Source organism: Apibacter muscae (assembly GCF_007845635.1).
GTDB classification, from domain to species: Bacteria; Bacteroidota; Bacteroidia; order Flavobacteriales; family Weeksellaceae; genus Apibacter; species Apibacter muscae.
In genome coordinates, this window is record NZ_SELG01000032.1 from 139,797 (window position 1) to 160,452 (window position 20,656).

17 protein-coding genes are annotated in these 20,656 nt (G+C 29.3%); 6 read left to right on the forward strand and 11 right to left on the reverse strand.

Features of this window, described 5'->3' with window-relative positions; all coding sequences use genetic code 11:
- Positions 1-12 precede the first annotated feature (12 nt).
- The 3 genes from ETU08_RS05720 to mutS all read right to left on the reverse strand — a co-directional run bounded on the left by ETU08_RS05720 (position 13) and on the right by mutS (position 5,968).
- Positions 13-1,470 carry a hypothetical protein gene (locus tag ETU08_RS05720; protein WP_146262065.1) on the reverse strand — a complete coding sequence of 486 codons (1,458 nt, stop codon included), beginning with the start codon at positions 1,468-1,470 and terminating at the stop codon, positions 13-15.
- A gap of 71 nt (positions 1,471-1,541) precedes the next feature.
- Positions 1,542-3,077, reverse strand: coding sequence for a DUF6770 family protein (locus ETU08_RS05725; protein WP_146262066.1), 1,536 nt, complete (start codon positions 3,075-3,077; stop codon positions 1,542-1,544).
- Positions 3,078-3,382: 305 nt separating this feature from the next.
- Entirely contained in the window at positions 3,383-5,968 is a 2,586-nt protein-coding gene (gene mutS, locus ETU08_RS05730) for a DNA mismatch repair protein MutS (protein ID WP_146262067.1), read from the reverse strand.
- Between the two features lie 84 nt (positions 5,969-6,052).
- Here mutS and ETU08_RS05735 point away from each other — a divergent pair, with 84 nt between their 5' ends.
- Positions 6,053-6,628: a Crp/Fnr family transcriptional regulator gene (locus ETU08_RS05735; RefSeq protein ID WP_146262068.1), complete on the forward strand. Its 576-nt coding sequence runs from the start codon at positions 6,053-6,055 to the stop codon at positions 6,626-6,628.
- Positions 6,629-6,649: 21 nt separating this feature from the next.
- Here the strand turns inward: ETU08_RS05735 and ETU08_RS05740 are convergent, their stop codons facing one another.
- A complete protein-coding gene (locus ETU08_RS05740; RefSeq protein ID WP_146262069.1) occupies positions 6,650-7,471 on the reverse strand; it encodes a DUF6427 family protein in 822 nt (273 codons plus the stop codon).
- Positions 7,472-7,518: 47 nt separating this feature from the next.
- Between ETU08_RS05740 and ETU08_RS05745 the strand changes: the two genes are divergently transcribed.
- The 3 genes from ETU08_RS05745 (at position 7,519) to ETU08_RS05755 (ending at position 10,234) form a co-directional block, all read left to right on the forward strand.
- Positions 7,519-7,701, forward strand: a complete 183-nt coding sequence (locus tag ETU08_RS05745; RefSeq protein ID WP_146262070.1) for a DUF6341 family protein — start codon at positions 7,519-7,521, stop codon at positions 7,699-7,701.
- A gap of 143 nt (positions 7,702-7,844) precedes the next feature.
- On the forward strand, positions 7,845-9,719 hold the full coding sequence (locus tag ETU08_RS05750) for an acyl-CoA thioesterase (protein ID WP_146262071.1): 1,875 nt from the start codon (positions 7,845-7,847) through the stop codon (positions 9,717-9,719).
- 137 nt (positions 9,720-9,856) lie between these two features.
- Positions 9,857-10,234, forward strand: a complete 378-nt coding sequence (locus tag ETU08_RS05755; protein ID WP_146262072.1) for a hypothetical protein — start codon at positions 9,857-9,859, stop codon at positions 10,232-10,234.
- Between the two features lie 159 nt (positions 10,235-10,393).
- On the opposite strand, the gene ETU08_RS05760 is transcribed toward ETU08_RS05755, so the two are convergent.
- Together ETU08_RS05760 and ETU08_RS05765 are read right to left on the reverse strand one after the other, a co-directional pair.
- Complete coding sequence (locus ETU08_RS05760; protein WP_146262073.1) at positions 10,394-11,797, reverse strand: hypothetical protein; 1,404 nt, start codon at positions 11,795-11,797, stop codon at positions 10,394-10,396.
- A 32-nt stretch (positions 11,798-11,829) separates the two neighbouring features.
- Positions 11,830-12,429, reverse strand: coding sequence for a porin family protein (locus ETU08_RS05765; RefSeq protein ID WP_146262074.1), 600 nt, complete (start codon positions 12,427-12,429; stop codon positions 11,830-11,832).
- A gap of 93 nt (positions 12,430-12,522) precedes the next feature.
- Here ETU08_RS05765 and ETU08_RS05770 point away from each other — a divergent pair, with 93 nt between their 5' ends.
- Positions 12,523-13,230 (forward strand): metal-dependent hydrolase, encoded by a 708-nt coding sequence (locus ETU08_RS05770; protein ID WP_146262075.1) that lies wholly within the window; start codon positions 12,523-12,525, stop codon positions 13,228-13,230.
- A gap of 38 nt (positions 13,231-13,268) precedes the next feature.
- The gene (locus ETU08_RS05775) at positions 13,269-15,299 is read left to right on the forward strand and encodes a M3 family metallopeptidase (protein ID WP_146262076.1); all 2,031 of its coding nucleotides are present in this window, start codon (positions 13,269-13,271) and stop codon (positions 15,297-15,299) included.
- 65 nt (positions 15,300-15,364) lie between these two features.
- Here ETU08_RS05775 and radC read toward each other — a convergent pair whose 3' ends face one another.
- The 5 genes from radC to ETU08_RS05800 form a co-directional block, all read right to left on the reverse strand.
- Complete coding sequence (radC, locus tag ETU08_RS05780; protein ID WP_146262077.1) at positions 15,365-16,042, reverse strand: RadC family protein; 678 nt, start codon at positions 16,040-16,042, stop codon at positions 15,365-15,367.
- Between the two features lie 10 nt (positions 16,043-16,052).
- Complete coding sequence (locus ETU08_RS05785; RefSeq protein WP_146262078.1) at positions 16,053-16,568, reverse strand: DUF7935 family protein; 516 nt, start codon at positions 16,566-16,568, stop codon at positions 16,053-16,055.
- A 137-nt stretch (positions 16,569-16,705) separates the two neighbouring features.
- The gene (lpdA, locus tag ETU08_RS05790; protein WP_146262079.1) at positions 16,706-18,109 is read right to left on the reverse strand and encodes a dihydrolipoyl dehydrogenase; all 1,404 of its coding nucleotides are present in this window, start codon (positions 18,107-18,109) and stop codon (positions 16,706-16,708) included.
- A gap of 86 nt (positions 18,110-18,195) precedes the next feature.
- Positions 18,196-18,753, reverse strand: coding sequence for a hypothetical protein (locus ETU08_RS05795; RefSeq protein WP_146262080.1), 558 nt, complete (start codon positions 18,751-18,753; stop codon positions 18,196-18,198).
- A 92-nt stretch (positions 18,754-18,845) separates the two neighbouring features.
- Positions 18,846-20,384 carry a glycine--tRNA ligase gene (locus tag ETU08_RS05800; protein WP_146262081.1) on the reverse strand — a complete coding sequence of 513 codons (1,539 nt, stop codon included), beginning with the start codon at positions 20,382-20,384 and terminating at the stop codon, positions 18,846-18,848.
- Positions 20,385-20,656: the final 272 nt, after the last annotated feature.

The following is a 20,656-nucleotide window of genomic DNA, read 5'->3' on the forward strand; positions in this document are numbered from 1 at the left end:
AATTATGTAAGATTAATTTAATTTTTCTAAACGAAGTTGGTTGTATTTTTCGTCATTTTCATTGTATTCTCTTAATAAAATATAACCTTCTTTAGCTGGAATTGGCAAAATAGTGAATTTTTCATCTTTTGAACTCATCGGTATTTTATCTTCTTTTATTATACCTTCCTTATTGAGAGTTACTACTCCTAAAACCCATTCTTTATTAGAGGTTATATAATTTTTGTAGAAAAAGGTATATTCATTTTTTTCTTTTGAAAATTGTGAAAATAAGTAATTGTACTGAGTTCCTTTGAATGGTTCTTTAGCTATGGTTTCAATCTTTTTCAGTTTAAAATCCGGATCCATAAAAAATAAAACAAAATCTGAGGAGCTGGAATTGGGTTGATACTTATCGGTTAAAAAGCAGACGGAACCATCTTCGAATATATAAAATCCATTGGGACGTAAAAAGTATTTTTTATCTACCTTTCCATTTTTGTTAATATTTATTTGCTCATTTAAATCTTCCCAAGGAATATATTTCTCATTTATTTTATTCCCATTTTTATCTATAATTATTCGATAAAACCCTAAGGACATATTTAAATTATAAGAATCAGTATAACCCTCGTATTTGTAATAATTGCCTGTAATTATAAATTGGTTATTGATTACTTTAGAATTAAAATCATGATAAATCTTAGTGAGGTTATTATCGAATGTATAACGAAATTCTATTTTACCATTCTGTGAGTTAATAGCTACGATTTTATCTTTTTTAAGGGAATTAGATTCAAGAAGATAAATAGTTTCAGATTTATTATTATTAATATAAATCGTGTTTTGTTCTTTATTTTTTGTACTTGTGTTATATTCATAGCTCCATTGCAACTGATTTTTCAAATCATAAAATTTCAAAAACTTATTGGTCCCAACCTTAGTATAGGGTTGCTCTTTTATATAAAAACCATTGTGATTTTTATCCGGAATTGCAATTCCTGTATTTTTAAAATAAAAGGCTTTTTTTTCATATTCTGGATAGCTTTTGGGTATTTCTTCAATAGCATCATTGTAATACCAAAACTCCGGGGAGATGGTTTTTTCTTTTATCGATAGAATTGAAAATGACTCAATAGGCAGTGCATTCATAGGCTGATGACTTAGACGTAATAGTAATTGGTTATTATTAATAAGAGAACAATCTCTAAAATATCTTGTAACTAACATTTTGTTGTATTGATGCATCTTAAAAGAGTGATTAGCCACTCTATTTAAATTTTTATCTAATAAAACATACTCCATTTGTATATGATCTTCATCTATATTTTCTTGATTAAAAAAATAAATATAGCCATATACCTGATCTTCTGTATCCAATAATATTTGGCTATAAACCAATTTTCCACTTGCTAATGTGGCTAAGTCTTGCATTTGTGCCGAGATAAATCCACTGATGGATAATAATAGAAATAAAAGTAATTTTTTCATTATCAATGATGGAATAATTTAATTTATAAAAAGCCTGTTTAAAACAGGCTTTTATTGAAGTATAATATTTATTAATTTAATTTTTCTAAACGGAGTTGGTTGTATTTATCATCCTTTTCATTGTATTCTCTTAGCAAGATATAACCCTCTTTAGCTGGAATGGGTGATAAGGTATATTTTTCTTCTTTGGATGTCATCGGTATTCTATCTTCTTTCAGTTCTCCTTTGCTGTTAATAGTATTTACCCCCAACACCCATTCTTTATCGGATATTAAATAGTTTTGATAAAAGAAAGCAACTTCATTTCTATTCTTTGAATATTGAGAAAATAAATAATTATAGGAATAGCCTTTAGTTAAATCTTTCTCAATGGTTTTTACATTTTTTACATTAAAATTGGTATCCATTAAAAATAAGACGAAATCATCAATTTTTTGTTCTCTTTTAGTAGCTTCATCTACAATAACGTTGATAATAGGAATGGGAATAAAATTACCTATACCATTTTTAGCCTGTTTAAACTTTTCTGTTAAAATAGCGATACTTCCATTATTAAATATATAAAATTCGGTTGGTCGTAAACGGTAGTTCTTTTCTACCCGACCTTTCTCATCTATATCTATTAGTCCTTTAAAATCCTCCCATTGGGTATATTTTTCTTTTATTTTATTTCCTTTTTCATCTAATATAATAGTGTAAAAACCTAAATTCTTATCTAAATCAAATGTTTTTTCTTTGTTGTATTTAGAGTAATTTCCGACAATAACTAACTGATTATTAATTTCTTTAGTAATTAATGAATGGCTATAGTTACTGTTGTTGTTTTCAAAAACATATTCATATTTTTTTTCTCCATTTTTAGAATTTAATGCAACAATTTTATATTCTGTTGCATACCTTCCATTATTTTGTGATTGTAATAAATAAATGGTGTTTTCAGAACTATGTTGAATGGAAATAGTGTTAAAGTTATTAGATTTTGCATTTGGATTGTATTCATATTCCCATTGTAGCTCTTTGTTAGTATTATAGAATTTAATGAATTTATTAGTTCCAAATTTTTTATTATATAATTCTTTAACGAAGAAACCGTTGTTTTTTTTATTAGTACTAAAAAATCCAGTATTATTGACTTCTTTTATTATTTTTTTATATTCTTTATAATCTGTAGGGACTTCTTCTATATTTCCGTTTCTATACCAGTATTCTGGAGAAACTGTTTTCTCATTAATCTTAATTGTTCTAAAACTATAAATACTAGGTTTGTTTTTCGTTGTATAGCGCATTCCTAAAGCAATCTCATTATTATTTAAATAATTGCAAAAAGAGAAATAGGAATTAATTTTAATATTATAGTTTTTAAAAGTAAAAGTATTATTCGCTACTTTATTTAAATTTTTATCTAATAATACATATTCCATCTGAGTGTTTTCTTTATCCACATCTCCTTGGTTGAAAAAATAAATATAACCGTATACCTGATTGTCCGTGTCATATAATATTGTATTGTAAACCAATTTACCGCTTGCCAAAGTAGCTAAGTCTTGGATTTGTGCCGAGATAAATCCGACAAGGGATAAAAATAAAGCTAAAAAAAGTCTTTTCATAGTAGTAATATTTATAAATTAATTTTTAAATTTCTTTAAAGGATAGGGAGTCTCTATTAAACTCTAAAGCCCATGAATTATTCCATGAAGATTTATAAATCTTCATTTTGGTTTTACTAAATAATGTTATAGTAGGAATGTTCTAAGAATAGTAATCATAGTAATTTTTTCATATTAATATAGTTTCAAGTACAAATATATAGATTTTCATAAATGTTATGAAAAATTTTATGTTGTGTATGATGTTATTTATTTAGTTTTTATAAACTAAATAAATTCTTTCATAGATCAATAAATAATATGAATTACCCTCCTATCATCTTTTTAATATGGTTTAATTTCATAAGGGCTTCTATTGGAGTTAAGGTATTTAAATCTGTTTTAAGAATTTCTTCTCTAATATTTTCTAGTACCGGATCATCCAATTGAAAAAAACTCAACTGCATATTTTCCTCTGTCAGCATTTTTGTTCGATTTTTAAGATCTTTTCTAACATCCTTATTTTCTAAGGTTTTTAATATTTGCTCTGCTCTTTGGGTCAAACTTACGGGCATGCCTGCAAGTTTTGCTACGTGTATACCAAAACTGTGCTCACTACCGCCAGCCACAAGTTTCCTTAGAAAAACTATAGAATCTTTCAGTTCTTTTATGCTTACATTAAAATTTTTAATCCTTTTAAATGAACCGGTCATTTCATTTAATTCATGGTAATGAGTGGCAAATAAAGTTTTCGGGCACGTGGGGTGTTCATGCAAATATTCTGCGATTGCCCAAGCTATAGAAACGCCGTCGTAAGTACTTGTCCCCCTCCCTATTTCATCCAATAATATTAAACTTCTTTCAGAAATATTATTTAATATACTGGCTGTTTCGTTCATTTCAACCATAAAGGTGGATTCTCCTTTTGATAGATTATCGGATGCTCCTACTCGGGTAAAAATTTTATCTACAATTCCAATTTTGGCATTTTTAGCAGGAACAAAACTTCCTATTTGAGCCATTAATACAATTAAAGCTGTTTGGCGGAGCAAAGCAGATTTACCCGCCATATTGGGCCCGGTAATCATTAATATTTGTTGGGTTTTATCATCTAAATAAACCGAATTCGATACGTAGACTTCTCCTAATGGCAATTGTTTTTCAATAACCGGATGTCTCCCCTCTGTGATTTCAATGGTTTTAGATTCATCTAAGTGAGGTTGAGTATAATAATTTTCTTGAGCTACTTCTGCAAATGAAATTAAACTATCTATTGTTGCTATTATACGTGTATTATGCTGAATTTCTAATAAAGATTTTTTTACCTCTGCATTAAGTTTTTTGTATAATTCGGATTCTAATACTGATATTTTTTCCTCAGCTCCTAGGATTTGACTTTCGTATTCTTTTAGTTCCTCGGTAATGTATCGTTCTGCATTTACTAAGGTTTGTTTTCTTACCCATTCTTGGGGAACTTTATCTTTATGTGTATTTCTAACCTCTAAATAATAACCAAAAACATTATTAAAATCTATTTTTAAACTTGGAATCCCTGACTTTTCTGATTCTTTTAAACATAAATTCTCTAAATATTCTTTGCCGTTTTCTTTTAACGAACGTAGACGATCAAGTTCTTCTGATACTCCTTCTTTTATTACATTCCCTTTAGCTAAAGCTACCGGTAAATCCTCATTTAATTGATTGATTAATAAATTAACGGTTTCCCGAGTGTCTTTAAATTCCCCTAAGGATTTTAAGTCTATATTTTTTTCAGATAGAAGTATTTGCTCAATTTTTAAATATTTAACTAATGAGTCTCTTAAATAACCAAACTCTTTCGGAGAGATCCTTTCACCGGCAAGTTTACCTAAAAGTCTTTCAACATCTGAAATTCCCTTTAATTCTTCTTTAAGAGGTGTAGTAACTTTAGGATTATTTAAAAAATAACGTACTAAACTAAGTCTTCTATTTATAACTTTTATATCTTTAAGTGGCATTAGTAACCAACGGCGAATCATTCGCCCTCCCATATGTGTGAGTGATTGATCTAGAATATTGAGTAAAGATACGGAGGAATTGTTAGCCCCTGCTATAATTTCTAAATTCTTAATGGTAAACTGATCCATTTCTACAAAAGTATCTTGGGGCAATCTCTGTATACCGGATATATGGTCTAATAATTTATGATGCGTGTCATCCACTAGATACGAAAAAACTGCACCGGCGGCTACAATTCCTAATCTTAAATCATCTACTCCAAAACCTTTTAAAGAGTTAGTTTTAAAATGTTGGGTAAGTTTTTCGTAAGCATAATCAAATTGATATGCCCAATCTTCTAATTGAAAAGAGTAAGAAGAAATTTCAAAGGGTAAGTTTTTTTTCCTTTGATAAATAATTTCAGTAGGTTTAAAATTATCAACCAGCTGTTTTAATTTGTGTGAATTTCCTTCGGTCATAAAAAATTCGCCCGTTGATACATCTAAAAGAACAATCCCATAGTTTTCTTTTTCCTGATGTACGGAGAGTAAAAAATTATTATTCTTACCTTCTAAAACCTTATCGTTAAAAGTAACTCCAGGAGTTACTAATTCTGTTACTCCTCTTTTTACAATCCCCTTAGCCGTTGCCGGATCCTCCAATTGATCGCATATTGCAACTCGTAAACCCGAACGTACCAATTTTGGTAAATACACATCTAAAGAATGGTGTGGAAACCCAGCCAATTCTATATGACTCGCTTGTCCGTTGGCTCTTTTAGTTAGTACTATTCCAAGTATTTTAGATGCCTTTATAGCATCTTCCCCAAAAGTTTCATAAAAATCTCCTACTCTAAACAATAGCAAAGCATCCGGATATCTTGCTTTGATGCTATTGTATTGCTTCATTAAAGGGGTTTCTTTAGTTTTACTCATGAATTCATTACTCTTAAATAGTTTCCAACGTATTTTTTGCTAATTTAGAACTTCTAATTTATAGCTAAAAATTAATATAATTGAATGTGTAATCTTCTACTACAACACTTCCGTTCACGAATCCCAATTTCCGATCATGAATTTAATCTTTTATTAAGTTACATGGATCATTTTCAAGTTAAAAAGAAACATAAAATTTTGTGTTCCAGAGAGGTTTGCAATTCAACTTTCTATGTGAATCAAGGTTTACTTTATTCTTATTCAACAGATTCTAATGGTTTAGAAAACGTAGTAAATTTTGCGATGGAAGATTATTGGATCGGTGATATGTATAGTTTTATAAACAAAACTCCGTCTAACCAAACCATTGTTGCAATTGAGAACTCAGATATTTATCAATTAAGTAATGATGCATTGGAAATTTTATTTGATAAAATTCCAGCCCTAGAAAAATTCTATCGGATTTTATACCAAAATGCCTACACCCATACCTTACAACGTTTAGATTGTTCCCTAAACGTCTCCGCACAGGAAAGGTATTTAAAAATTGTAAATGAAAACCCTAAACTTTTACAAAGAGTTCCATTACACCTAATAGCTTCTTATTTAGGAATAACTCCTGAAAGTTTAAGCCGGATAAGAAAAAAAATATATTTATAATAGTTTAATAACCCTATTTTACTATATGCTTTTAGGTAAGATCAGACTCACAGGTAAGCTTACAAAAATTAATAAGTGGTAATTATCACCCATAAATAAAGCATAGATTAATATCCATGCGAATAAGTAAAAGACTAGGATCGTATATTTAGAAGATTGTTCAATACTGTTATTAATGGTTTGATTTGTATATTGATAAATCCAACCATAGATGGTTATGATAAATATAATGATTATGATCGGTATTTGATATTCAATATGAAATTTGGGTACATGCAAGTTTTGAATCCAATGTTCAATGTAAGAAAAATTCCCTGTTAAAAATGTAACTTCCAAGATTAAAATTGATGCAACAAAAACTCCGGCTATGTATTGAGATATATTTATTTTTTTCTTATAGTAAAGTAAGGTTATAAAAAAAAATAAAGGAACCATAACTATTATAGGAAAATACAATAAACTTGAGATGGTTATTAAAGCTCCAATATTAAAATATTTAAATGAAGAAGATATGGATAATACATCCAAAACTAATAATAATACTAATGTACATAGCAAATATACAACCCCCATATTTATAGAATAAAATTCTTTAAAAAATGCTCCAAATAATACTATGTAAATAGCCAGAGGTATAATTTTTCTTTTTTTCTGAGAATTTATATTAAATATTATAAATACATTCAATGTAAAGGATAAAGCGCTTATAAAAATTACTTGCAATAGGTAAGCTTGTTCAATTCTTTCTTGTATTCTAAAATAGCCAATAAACCATAAAAATACAACTGCAATTAAGGATATTACTATTAAAAAATAATTTTTAAAGGGGGAATTTGAATACATTTTTCTATATTTGTATTTGCAAAAGTAAAAATAAAAAATTTTTAATCATGACAGATTTAATCATTGGTATTGGGAAATTATTTACATGGTCTTTTAAAATATTACCAATTATTGGACATTTTGCTGATTGGATCTTTGTTGTTATTCTTTGCCTAGTACTTCTTTACTGGATGAAGAGAATTGTTGATTTTGGACAAAAAGATAAAGAATACGATGGAGATCGTATTTAATTAACTTTTATAACATCAAACAATATATTTACTCTTATGCCTTTACAAAAAGTATAAGGGTTTTTTATTTTAAATAAACTAAGATTTAGTTTTTATTCCGTAATTTAGACATTCAAATTCTTTAAAGATCAAGTTTTTTCTCTATGGGTTATAAATTTTTAAAATCATGGTTATGGGGCAATTCTGTTGCTCTGTCATGGTTATGGGGCTTGGGATTATTTTTTTCCGTACAAATGACCTTTTTATTTGGTTTAACAGGCTTATTCAGTTTTGCATTTCTCAATGCTCTAGGATTGTTTTTATTTGGTTATGGAACTCAAAAAATCGCCTCTCGCGATAAAGGTTCTGAGTCATTAGAACGTTTTTTTAAGCGTTGGTCCAAACCCTTTCGTTTAAGTTTATACCTTTATCAGTTAATTGCTCTTACCCTAACCATATTTGCTATAATTAAATATCTTGTTATGCCTTTATTAGTTTCCTTTTGGCCTGATTGGGAAACCCAGGGTACTATTTTGCAAGTTTTTTTATTATTATTAGTTGCTGCTCTTATTATATCAGCTGCTTGCTTGATTGGTGAAGAGTTTACTATTAAAACCATAAAGTATTGGCATCTTTTCGCAGGTATTCTTATACTACTAAGCGTTATTTCTATATTATGTTTTTTCAGTCCTTCCGAGTTAGTTCAATATTCGGCTTGGATAAAAATTGAAACTTGTAAACCTATTTTTTGGGGTTACCTAATTCCTATTTTGATAGGTTTTTTTGTTGGTCCTTGGCTAGATTTACAGCAATGGCAACGAGCTATTGAAATGAGAAAAGAAAATGTTAATATATCCGTAAGCTATATGTGGGGAGGATTAATTTTCTTTTTCTTTTTAATCTTTCATGGATTTTTAGCAAGTTTGGTATTTAACAATCCTTGGTTTTCACCAAATATGACATTTGTGGGCTTAGGTGGATTAGAATACGGACATGACTTGATTGTAAAATATATGTTGCATTTCCAATCTATATTCCCCTGGTGGATTCCTACTAGTTACTTTATATTTATAACATTAGCTATAATAACTACCTTGGATAGTGGATATATTGCAACAAAATGGTTTTTAAAAGAAAATTCTAAATCTAGTAACAGCCCTATTCTTTCTATGATCCCCGAGGGAATTATTAATTCTCCAATACCTACATTCATTTTAGCGGGCTTTATAGCTGTATTTGGAGTTTTAATAAATTGTGAGATTGAATATTTCATGGTTTTCTTTGCAACTTTCTTCGTGGCTTATGCCGCTCTTGGAATTGCCAGATGTTTTGTCCCTAACTCCCAACATTCTTTACCTCAGGTTAAATTATTTTCCATAGGTGCGTTTTCTTTAGTAATATTTGCCTGTGGATATTTTTTACAAGTCGCATGGTTAATGATATTAGGATCTATTTTACCAATTCTATATGTTTGCTGGTTAGTGTTAAACACCGATTTATTGAGGGTTGTGAAAGAGAAAGTTGAAGAAGTTATGGATGTTGCTTCAGAAATACCTGTGCTTAAATCAATATCTAAAGCCACCCAAACGGCATTGAATGGTAAAATAAAAGAAGTTAGTACCGGTAGCCATTTTGAAGATAAATGGTTTGTACATTCATTTATGGCTACTTATGCTGATACAAATTCTGTAGGGAACGTTTATTTCGGGGTTTATGCTCTATGGGTGGGTAAAACCCGAGAATTATTTTTTAATTATGTTTTACCCGATTTTGATTTAAAGGATACAAAGTATTTAATACTAACCCGTTCATTTGAACATAAATATATCAATGAAACCAGAGAATTCGAAAAAATAAGTGTTAAAATTAGAGTTTCTGAATATAACAGAAAATTTGCTACATTATCTCATCAAGTTTATGATTCAGCAGGTAATCTGTTAGGGAAAGGTAAGCAGCAACTTATTTTTGTTTCTCCAGAAAATTATAAAATATTAGACATTCCAGCAGAAGTATTAAAAGCTTTCATGCCCTTTATGTAAAAAATTGTATTTTTCATTAAAGTATAACCCAAACTTACGGATATCCTTAAATTTGAGTATAGGCAATCTTTTATATTTGTAGCCATAGATGATTCATCTTTAATCAGATAACGACTAAAAATTATAAAATTATGGCTATGACAATTGATATTTTGTTTTTAAGATATCCTTCAGAAGTAAGTTTGATTGTTAGTAAAAATAGTAGATCTCTATTTCACAACAATGTATGGTTTATTTATACTGAGCAAGGAGCTTGTACTTTTAAAGATGAAAACGGTAATTTTTATGCTTATGCTCCTGGCAAAGTTACACTTGGTGAATATAACAATCATCAAGACATACCTTACAATGAGGCATGTACTTTACAATCAGGGAATTTGCTAACTAAGATGATTGATAAAAATCAAATTATTCAAATTGCTCGTCAATATTTTAAACCTTTATCTGTACAAAAAGATAATGTTGAGGCTTTAGTTTCATTAAGAGATGATGATATGGGTTTTTATTTAAGTTAAAATTTATTTCATACTTTATAATATTAAAGGCTATTTTAAATAAGTTATTTAAAATAGCCTTTTAATATTTATCATTAGGTATATCCACTAAGATACTCTTTCCTTCTAATTTTATTTAATAATTTTAACATCATTAAATATCTAAAGATTAGAATTTTATTACTGGTAAGCTCCTAAGGATGGATTTAGAGCTCTATCAACACCTAATATATCTAAAGGTACAGTAACTGAAAAGTTAGGGTTTCCATTATTTTTTGCTGGAGAATTCGGTTTTAAGCTAAGAACAGTATTTGAATAACTAGTTTTATTGAATAATGGATCTTTATCAAGAATTGTATTATTAAAATTGGAATCTGTATTAATATTTAAGTTACTATTTCTGATAAGGTTTGTATTGAATTTATAATTAAATAACTTTAAGTTTTTATTGTCTAGATATAGATTGTTTGCAGATCTCCCCCAAAATATGTTATTATTGAATGTTACTGACAAATCTTTATAAATATTTTCCGCTGAATTTTGTTGTTTATTTGAAAGATAAACGGAATAAGTGGTACCTGTGGTTAAATTCCAATAATTAGCAAATGTACAATGTGTAAAATTATAATTCCCTCCATTTTCCACAAACAAGGCTGCCAAGCCAAAATTGTTCATGGCCAAATTTTGTCCAACCACGTTTCCTCCTTCTGAATATATACCAGAGTAAAGAAAATTATAAATCTCGGTATTGGTAATATTTAATTTTGAACCTTCTTCCAAATAGAATGCATTTTCACCTCCTTTTAGAAGAGAATAATTAATAGTAGCTTCAGCCTGAGGCATTAATTTAATTTGTTTCCAATTACCCGCTAAGGAATCGTATCTCGCATTACGTCTATCACTCCTAAAAGTAACTTTACTATTTAAAGTTCCGTTTACAAATAACTTACTTTTATTATTAATTATTAAACTTGCATCTTTATGAAAATAAATCTGAGAGCCTTCTTCAATTGTTAATTTAGAACCATTGTCAATTTCTAAATTTCCGTAAATTACCTTCGGTTTACTTTTATCCCACACCAAATCAGAATTAATTTTTATATTTCCTCCTGCAGAGTAATAAAAATCTGCATCTTCAATCAATGTTAGTAATTTAACTTTTTGAGAATTTCCTAAAGTATTAAAAATTAAATCTTCATCTGCAACCAAAGACGTAGAGTCTATAGACTTTGGCGCAACTTCAATGAAAATGGAAATCTTATCCTTAGCTTTAATAGGAACATTTACAAATCTATTATTATTTTCATGGGTTCCCGGAGTACCGTCTACATTAATTTTAAACTGAGAATTTATACCTTTATCTAAGTATATAAGAGGAATCGTTACATCCTCATTTTGTTGATTATAAACCTTAAGAACATAAGTTTGAGAACGAATAGTTGAAAAAACGGTATCTAAAAGTATGGTATCTTTAGAAAACCTAAGAGGATGAGAAGCTGTTTGATAATCTAAATCTTCTCTACATGAAAAAATGGATAAAAATAATATAAAGATGACTATAAATCCATAAGAAAATCTCCGCATTTCAATTTAAATTAATGATTACAACATCCTTTTTAAAATTTATATCCCACACTTAACAATAAAGAATTTTGTTTCTTTTCAATTGTAAATTCTTGATGTGTGACTTTATTAACGAAATTAGTATTGGATTTATTGAATCCAAATTCATATCGGGCATCCAAAGTTAATTTTGAGATATCTACGCCAACACCTATTTGCCCTCCTAAAGAAAAATCATCGGATTTAGTTTTACTTATTCTTTTTAAAGAAATCCCTTCATTAACTGAGGTAGAAAACAATGGACCTGCATAAATTCTCCCAATACTCAAAATCTTTTTCCCAACCAGCACAGGAATATCTAATCGGTTAGAGTGAGTAGTAAAACTACCTTCCGTTGATGATTCGAAATTATTTTTCATTGATGAAAAGTAAAGTTCTGGTTGTAAATACCAACTTAGCAAATGAATTCTACTATAAAAGCCAATATGCCAGCCAATATTATTCTTTGCTTTACTTTCTTTGATATTCGTAATGGTTTGCTTTAATGTACCGTCATAACCAAAAGCCATCCCTCCTTTTATTCCCAGATCAACCTGTGCAAATGTTAATGTCCAAAATAAAAATAAAATTAATGTTACTAGAGATTTTCTCATTACTAATTATTTAAGCCTCTCAAAGATAATATTATTTCTTAAATTTGATTGAAAACAAATTTAAGAATCCTATAAACTTAATTAAAAAACATTATGGAGATAACTTATTATGGACATGCCTGTTTTGCTTTTAAAACCTCTGCAGAAAGTTTTATTATTGATCCTTTTATTACTGAGAATGAATTAGCTAAGCATATAGATATAAATTCTATAAAAGCTGACTATATTTTTTTAAGTCATGCTCACTACGATCATATTTTAGATGCAGAAACTATTGCTAAGAATAATAATGCAACCATTCTAGCCAATGCAGAAATTGCCACCCATTACAGTAAAAAGGGAATTAAAGTATTACCTATGAATATAGGAGGAGTAAAAAAATTCGGCTTTGGCAAGGTAAAAATGGTAAATGCTATTCATAGTTCATCTTTCCCTGACGGTACTTACGGAGGATTAGCTGCTGGTTTCCTTATGAAAGTTGACGAAAAAGTTGTGTATTTTTCGGGGGATACCGCTCTTTGTACAGACATGAAATTGTTACCTTTTGTCTATGGCCACATTCATATAGCCATATTACCTATTGGAAACACTTATACTATGGGTGTATACGATGCTGTTGTTGCTTCTAAATTTGTACAAGCCCAAAATGTTATTGCTTGCCATTACGATACTTTTCCTGCCATAAAAATAAACAACAAGGAAAAAGCAAAGCAATTATTTTCTGCCGAAGAAAAAAAATTAACTTTTATGGAAATTGGTAGCACTAAGGATGCTAATGATTTTAAATTAAATTTATATTAATAATTACCAATTCAAAATTAAAATTGAATTTTAAACTTATGAACGATAATACCCTACTAAATTCATATAATACCCCGTTTGAGAGTATTCCTTTTGAAAAAATTAAGCAAGAGGAATTTAAATCTGCTATTGAGGAAGGTATTCTTATAGCTAAACAAGAATTAAATAAAATTATTGAGAATTCAGAAAAGCCCACCTTTGAAAATACGATGGTTGCTTTAGAGTCTGTAGGAAAAAAATTAAATATTATATCCTCAACCTTTTTCAATTTAAATTCTGCAGAAACCAATGATTTTCTACAAAATCTTGCTACTGAAGTTTCTCCTCTTCTTACTGAATATGCTAATGATATTATCTTTAACGATAGACTTTTTAATAAAATTAAAGAAGTCTACACAAACAGAGATCCTAGTAATTTAACCCCCGAAGAATTTAGGTTGTTAGAAAAGACTTATCAAGATTTTTCACGAAATGGAGCTCTTTTAAATCAGCAGGATAAACAAAAGCTAAGAGAAATATCAAATGAGTTGGCTATTTTATCTGTAAAATTTGGACAAAATGTTTTAAAAGAAACCAATGATTACTTTTTGCATCTTACTGAGGAAAATCAAATAGAAGGTATTCCTGCTTCAATAAAGGAAATGGCAGAACTTGAGGCAAAAAAAAGAAATTTAGAAGGATGGGTTTTTACTCTTCAATACCCCAGTTATATTCCATTCTTAACATATGCTAAAAATAGAGATTTAAGAAAAGAAATCTATACGGCATCCATGCAAAGAGCTTTTAAAAACAATGAATTTAACAACGAAGAGATTATTCATAAAATTGTAACTTTAAGAGATAAGAAAGCTCAATTATTAGGATTTAACACCTATGCTGATTTTATTTTAGTTGAAAGAATGGCTAATACTCCTACCCTAGTTTATGAGTTCCTAGACGATCTTTTAAGTAAAGCTAGACCTTTCGCTGAAAATGAAATTAATGAATTAATGCATTTAGCAGAAAAAGATGGAATAATAGAATTAATGCCATACGATCATGCCTATTATTCTGAAAAACTGAGAGAAGAAAAATTTTCCTTTTCGGAAGAAGAGCTAAAGCCTTATTTCCCTTTAAATCAAGTTCTGGAAGCTGCATTTAAGGCTGCTAAAAAACTTTACGGAGTTTCTTTTCTTGAAAGAAAGGATATTCAAAAATATCATTCGGAAGTTATTACCTATGAGGTTTTAAATGAGAATAACGAACACCTTGCTTTATTTTACGCAGATTTTCACCCTCGGGAAGGAAAAAGAGCCGGTGCATGGATGACCTCATACCGAGGACAATACAAGCAAGGCAAAGAAAATATAAGACCTCACATTTCCATAGTTTGTAATTTTTCAAGACCTAATGGAAATACTCCTTCTTTGCTTACTTTTAATGAAGTTACTACACTTTTTCATGAATTCGGTCATGCTTTACATGGTATATTGGCTGATACTGTTTTTGAATCTCTTTCGGGGACAAATGTGTATTGGGATTTTGTAGAACTACCTTCACAATTTATGGAAAACTTTGTTTACGAAAAAGATTTTCTAAAAACTTTTGCCATTCATTACCAGACGGGTGAAGTTTTAAGTGATGAAAAAATTGACAAAATAGTGGAATCAGCAAATTTTATGCAAGGTTATCAAACCCTACGTCAAATTGGTTTAGGTTTACTTGATATGGGTTACCATACGAATAAATTAAAACCCGAAGATTCTATTGAAAACTTTGAGCAAGAGCAAACAAAGAAAGCTCAATTATATCCACATATTGAAAAAACTTGCATAAGCACATCCTTCTCCCATATATTCCAGGGTGGATATGCGGCAGGATATTATTCCTACAAATGGGCAGAAATTTTAGATGCAGATGCATTTGAACTATTTAAAGAAAAGGGAATCTTTGATAAAGAAACGGCTAAAAAATTTAAAACTTTACTTAGCAAAGGTGGGACGCAAAATCCTATGGATCTATATATAGATTTTAGAGGAAGAAAACCTATGCCTGAAGCTTTACTTAAGAGAGCTGGATTATTAAAATAATATTTTAATTCTAGTATATTTTTAATAAAATTAAAAATATACTAGGATTTTTTACTTGTTACCAATTAAATAAAGCCTTCATCTGCAAAGCTAAAATACGAAGTTTGATTTACTACTAAATGATCTAAAAGCATAATTTTCAATAAATTACCAGCCTCTTTAATTTCTTTGGTAATCCTAACATCCTCCTCACTAGGTTTTAAACTGCCTGATGGATGATTGTGAAATACAATTATTGAAACAGCATTTAGTTCTAATGCTCTTTTAAATATTAAACGAACATCTACAACAGTCCCTGTTATTCCACCTTGAGAAATTTTTTCCTTCCCTAACATTCCGTTAGATTTATTAAGAAAAATAACCCAAAATTCTTCAATAATTAAATCTGATAAAAGAGGATGTATAAGTTGAAAAGCATCTTCTGAGGAAGAAATGCTTACTATTTTTAAAGCTTCCTGCAAAGACTTTCTTCTACCAATTTCTAAGGCTGTAATTATTTCAATCGCTTTTACCTTTCCAATTCCATTAAATTTACATAAATCTGAAATGGATAATTTCGCAAGCTCATTCCAATTATAATTTACCGAAGATAAAATTCGCTGAGACAGTCTAATAACGCTTTCTTGCCTAGTTCCACTACCTAAAACTATTGCTAAAAGCTCTGTATCTGTTAATGCTTGTTTTCCTTTAACTAATAACTTTTCTCTAGGACGTTCCTCTTCCGCTAAGGATTTAATATTCATATCCTAAAATTTAAATAATCCCTTGAATATCCTTTTGTAAATATAATATAGCCGTTGACGAGGAAGACTCTTCTTGATTTATTGCTTGATTTAACAGTGCCTCCCTAGCTTCTTGAACTGTAGCTGTGCTTTCTAGAGAATGAAAAACGTTCTTAATCATAATCTGAGTTGCATTTTTAGCGGCTAAAATAACCTTCCAAGTTTCTGGTCTTATATAAATTTGTTGAGACAAATTATGATCAAATTCTACTTGAACAGTTTCAATTAAAAGCATTTCTAAATCAGAGATATTATGAGCATCTGGTGTTCTTCTAATCATTGATGAAGGACGGATTCTTTCAAGAAATAGAACCATTCGCTCATAAGCCTGAAGTTTATTTGGCAATACGTTCTCTGAGTTCTTCATGCGCAATTCAAAATTTCTTCTTTGATTTTCAGTGTGTATAAAGCGATTAAACAAATAGATAAAAGCTCCTACAACTAAAATTAAAGAAACTATAAACATTAATAAAAAATTATATTCCATAATTATAATTTATATTTAATACTACGATAATTATAAAGTATTAATTAATACTCTTGATTAAATAAAATTTCTAAATATCTTTAGATTTAAAGCGTTAAATCTTAACTATATCTAATTCCATTTAAATTTCAGAAATACTACATATGAATAGCTCTCTTATCGGTTGCATCTAAAGCTGCTTCCTTTAACGCTTCTGAATAAGTGGGATGCGCATGGCACATTCTTGCAATATCTTCTGCAGAAGCTCTATATTCCATTAATGTTACAGCATCTGCAATTAGATCCGCTGCTCGTGCAGCAATAATATGAACCCCTAAAACTTCATCTGTTTTTTTATCTGCCAGAATTTTTACAAAACCTTCTATATCTCCACTAGCTCTAGCTCTTCCTAAAGCTCTCATAGGAAATTGACCAACTTTGTATTGTTTTCCTTTTTCTTTTAATTGTTCTTCAGTATATCCTACCCCCGACACTTCTGGCCAAGTGTATACGACCCCTGGGATTAAATGATAGTTTATATGTGGTTTCTGACCTGCTAATATTTCTGCCACAAAGACTCCTTCCTCCTCAGCTTTATGCGCTAGCATAGGCCCTTCTACTACATCCCCAATCGCATAAATATTAGGAACTTGGGTTTGTAAATAAGCATTAACTTTAATTCTACCTTTTTCATCAACCCCTAAATTTATATTTTCCAAACCTAATCCATCTGTATAAGGTTTTCTTCCTACTGATACTAAACAATAATCTCCTTGAAAAGATAATTTTTCACCGTCTTTAGCCTCGCAATGTACTTCAATTTCTCCTCCGGTTCTCTTAATACTTGTAACTTTTGTTGAAAGTGAGAACTTCATACCTTGTTTTTTAAGCACTCTTTGTAATTCCTTAGATAAAGCTCCATCCATCGTAGGGATTAAAGAATCTAAATATTCAATTACAGTAACTTCTGCACCTAATCTTTTATAAACAGAACCTAATTCCAAACCTATCACTCCTCCGCCAATTACTATTAAATGCTTGGGTATTTCTTTTAAATTTAAGGCTTCAGTTGAAGTGATTATTCTTTCTTTATCTACAGGGGCAAATGGCAAATTTACAGGTTTTGAACCTGTGGCTATTATAAAATATTTTGATTCTAATACTTCCGTTTCTCCTCCAGATTTTTTAACCGCAATTTGTTTCTCTGAAATAAAACTTCCAACACCTTGGTAAACCACAATCTTGTTTTTATCCATTAGATAATTTATTCCTTTAGTGGTTTGATCAACAACTTCATTTTTTCTCTGAGCCATTCTATTTAGATTAGCTTTAGGTTGCTGAATATCAATTCCTAAGTTTTCGAAATTATGAACGGCATTATAATAATGTTCTGAAGAGTCTAATAAGGCTTTGGATGGAATACAACCAACATTTAAACAAGTACCTCCTAAGGTGGAATATTTTTCAATAATAGCTGTTTTAAAACCTAACTGTGCACAACGTATGGCAGCTACATAACCTCCTGGTCCAGAACCAATAACGATAACATCAAAAGTATTCATTTTTTTGTATTGTTTTCTTTCAAATGTATGAAATCTGCTTGAAACAAAGTTTTTATATGTTTTATTTTTTTAACTTATGATTTTATTTATTTCCATTTCCAATTTAAATTTTTGTAGTAAGAAAAGGAATTTTCTTGAGCTAAAGAAGACATTTGATTTAGTAATAAATTTTTATTTTCAACTTCTAACATAGGGATAATTATATTTTTTCCATCTTTAAATCTCAAAAATAAATGTGTTGCTATTTCATTAATGCTTTCTAAATCAGCGATAGCTATCTCACCTTGTTCTTTTTGATTAGAGAGAATAAAGTTTTTACTTGATATTTTTAAGGTAACAGCTTCCTTATCGTTAGGAAAATTTCTTTGTACAATTCTTTTAAAATACCTTTTATAAACCCAACTTGAATAATAGGGATAAACGAAAAAAAATATTATTCCAAAAATTATAAAGTAAATGGTTAAAAGGAAATTTTTTTGAATAAAGAAAACCAAGGCAAGAATACCAAATAGTAAAGTCCAAATTAACAATCCTTTTTTTCTTTGTTTTTTAAAATTTTCATTATTTGTGGCGCTAAATAACTGATGAATTAAATAATCCTCAGCTCCAATTGTATAAGAATATAAATTTTCTTGCAATTTCATAAAAATCTATTTTTAATATTAATTATTCTACTAAAAAATAAATAAGGAGATTTTAATAAAATCTCCTTATGAAGCATGATTAAATTTTTAAATTATAAAATTTTTAATAAAGATTTCATATTTACTTTTGGATCAATTATTTCACGCAGTGAATCAACGGATACTCTTTCTTGCGTCATAGTATCTCTATCTCTTATAGTTACAGTATTATCTTTTAATGTATTATGATCAACGGTAATGCAATACGGCGTGCCTATAGCATCTTGTCTTCTATATCTTTTACCTATAGCATCTTTATCTTCATACATGATATTATAATCGTATTTTAAATCATTGAAAATCTTTTGTGCATACTCAGGCAAACCGTCTTTTTTCACAAGTGGGAAAATCGCCAATTTCGTTGGAGCTATCGCTGGCGGTAAAGCCAGTACAGTTCTAGTAGTTCCATCTTCTAAACTTTCTTCCTTATAAGAATTAGAAATTACCGCTAAGAATAATCGATCTAAACCTACGGAGGTTTCTACCACATAAGGCACATAATTTTTATTTAATTCGGGATCAAAATATTGAATTTTTTTTCCTGAAAATTTTTCATGAGCGGAAAGATCAAAATCCGTTCTTGAGTGAATTCCTTCCAATTCTTTAAATCCAAAAGGAAATTGAAATTCAATATCTGTGGCTGCATTGGCGTAGTGCGCTAGTTTTTCGTGATCGTGAAAACGATAATTCTCTTTACCCAACCCTAAGGCTAAATGCCAGTTTAATCTTTTATTTTTCCATTCTTCAAAAAAGGAAAGTTCTGAACCCGGAGCTACAAAAAACTGCATTTCCATTTGTTCAAATTCTCTCATTCTAAAAATAAACTGTCGTGCAACAATTTCATTTCTAAAAGCCTTTCCTATCTGTGCAATTCCAAAAGGTAGTTTTTTCCTACCTGTTTTTTGTACATTTAAATAATTAACAAAAATCCCTTGTGCAGTTTCAGGTCTAAGGTATAGATCCGTAGCAGAATCTACCGTAGATCCTAATTTGGTTCCAAACATGAGATTAAACTGGCGTACTTCAGTCCAATTTTTAGATCCAGTTTCTGGATCTCCAATTCCTAACTCTTCAATTAGCTCTTTGGTTTTTGATAAATCTGTTTCTAAAGTTTTTGCTAATCGGTCTAAAATTTCTTGTTTTTGCTTTCTGTATTCTAAAACCTTAGGATGGGTAGATTCAAATTGCTCCTGATCGAAATCCTCACCAAATCTTTTCTTAGCTTTTTCAATTTCTTTTTTTGCTTTCTCTTCAAATTTTTCAGCAAAATCTTCAACTAATACATCCGCTCTAAATCTCTTTTTACTGTCTTTATTATCAATTAATGGATCATTGAATGCGTCAACATGTCCAGATGCTTTCCAAATGGTTGGATGCATAAATATTGCAGAGTCAATTCCTGTAATATTATCATTTAGCTGCACCATAGCCTTCCACCAATATTGCTTTAGATTGTTCTTTAACTCTACACCGTTTTGTCCGTAATCATAGATGGCTGATAATCCATCATACAATTCACTTGAAGGAAAAACAAAACCATATTCTTTAGCATGTGCCACAACTTTTTTCAAAGCATCTTCTTGAGATTTCATATATATAATTGAGATTTATTTTAGTTCAAAGACAAATTTAATATATTAATATGTAAAATGCCATTGTTTTATTTTCTTTAGATTGTCCTAATCTAAACGGGGAGCTAAATAAATAAACGGTAAAATAAGGTGTATTTCTAAGAATAGTATAGATAAATGTTATAAGAAAACTAATTTTAAAATTATTTAAATTTGAAATAATATCATTTTCAATTAATAATATTTATTTTTAAAAGGGTATTATATTTTTTTATAAATTTGTATCAACAAAA

Bases quoted from the DNA above. Each gene is read 5' to 3' on its own strand.
- ETU08_RS05720 (WP_146262065.1), bottom strand. From the start codon at position 1,470: ATGAAAAAATTACTTTTATTTCTATTATTATCCATCAGTGGATTTATC.
- ETU08_RS05800 (WP_146262081.1), bottom strand. From the start codon at position 20,384: ATGAAATCTCAAGAAGATGCTTTGAAAAAAGTTGTGGCACATGCTAAA.
- lpdA (WP_146262079.1), bottom strand. From the start codon at position 18,109: ATGAATACTTTTGATGTTATCGTTATTGGTTCTGGACCAGGAGGTTAT.
- ETU08_RS05740 (WP_146262069.1), bottom strand. From the start codon at position 7,471: ATGTATTCAAATTCCCCCTTTAAAAATTATTTTTTAATAGTAATATCC.
- radC (WP_146262077.1), bottom strand. From the start codon at position 16,042: ATGAATATTAAATCCTTAGCGGAAGAGGAACGTCCTAGAGAAAAGTTA.
- ETU08_RS05770 (WP_146262075.1), top strand. From the start codon at position 12,523: ATGGAGATAACTTATTATGGACATGCCTGTTTTGCTTTTAAAACCTCT.
- ETU08_RS05760 (WP_146262073.1), bottom strand. From the start codon at position 11,797: ATGCGGAGATTTTCTTATGGATTTATAGTCATCTTTATATTATTTTTA.
- ETU08_RS05750 (WP_146262071.1), top strand. From the start codon at position 7,845: ATGGGTTATAAATTTTTAAAATCATGGTTATGGGGCAATTCTGTTGCT.
- ETU08_RS05725 (WP_146262066.1), bottom strand. From the start codon at position 3,077: ATGAAAAGACTTTTTTTAGCTTTATTTTTATCCCTTGTCGGATTTATC.
- ETU08_RS05795 (WP_146262080.1), bottom strand. From the start codon at position 18,753: ATGAAATTGCAAGAAAATTTATATTCTTATACAATTGGAGCTGAGGAT.
- ETU08_RS05765 (WP_146262074.1), bottom strand. From the start codon at position 12,429: ATGAGAAAATCTCTAGTAACATTAATTTTATTTTTATTTTGGACATTA.
- ETU08_RS05755 (WP_146262072.1), top strand. From the start codon at position 9,857: ATGACAATTGATATTTTGTTTTTAAGATATCCTTCAGAAGTAAGTTTG.
- ETU08_RS05745 (WP_146262070.1), top strand. From the start codon at position 7,519: ATGACAGATTTAATCATTGGTATTGGGAAATTATTTACATGGTCTTTT.
- ETU08_RS05775 (WP_146262076.1), top strand. From the start codon at position 13,269: ATGAACGATAATACCCTACTAAATTCATATAATACCCCGTTTGAGAGT.
- ETU08_RS05735 (WP_146262068.1), top strand. From the start codon at position 6,053: ATGTGTAATCTTCTACTACAACACTTCCGTTCACGAATCCCAATTTCC.
- ETU08_RS05785 (WP_146262078.1), bottom strand. From the start codon at position 16,568: ATGGAATATAATTTTTTATTAATGTTTATAGTTTCTTTAATTTTAGTT.
- mutS (WP_146262067.1), bottom strand. From the start codon at position 5,968: ATGAGTAAAACTAAAGAAACCCCTTTAATGAAGCAATACAATAGCATC.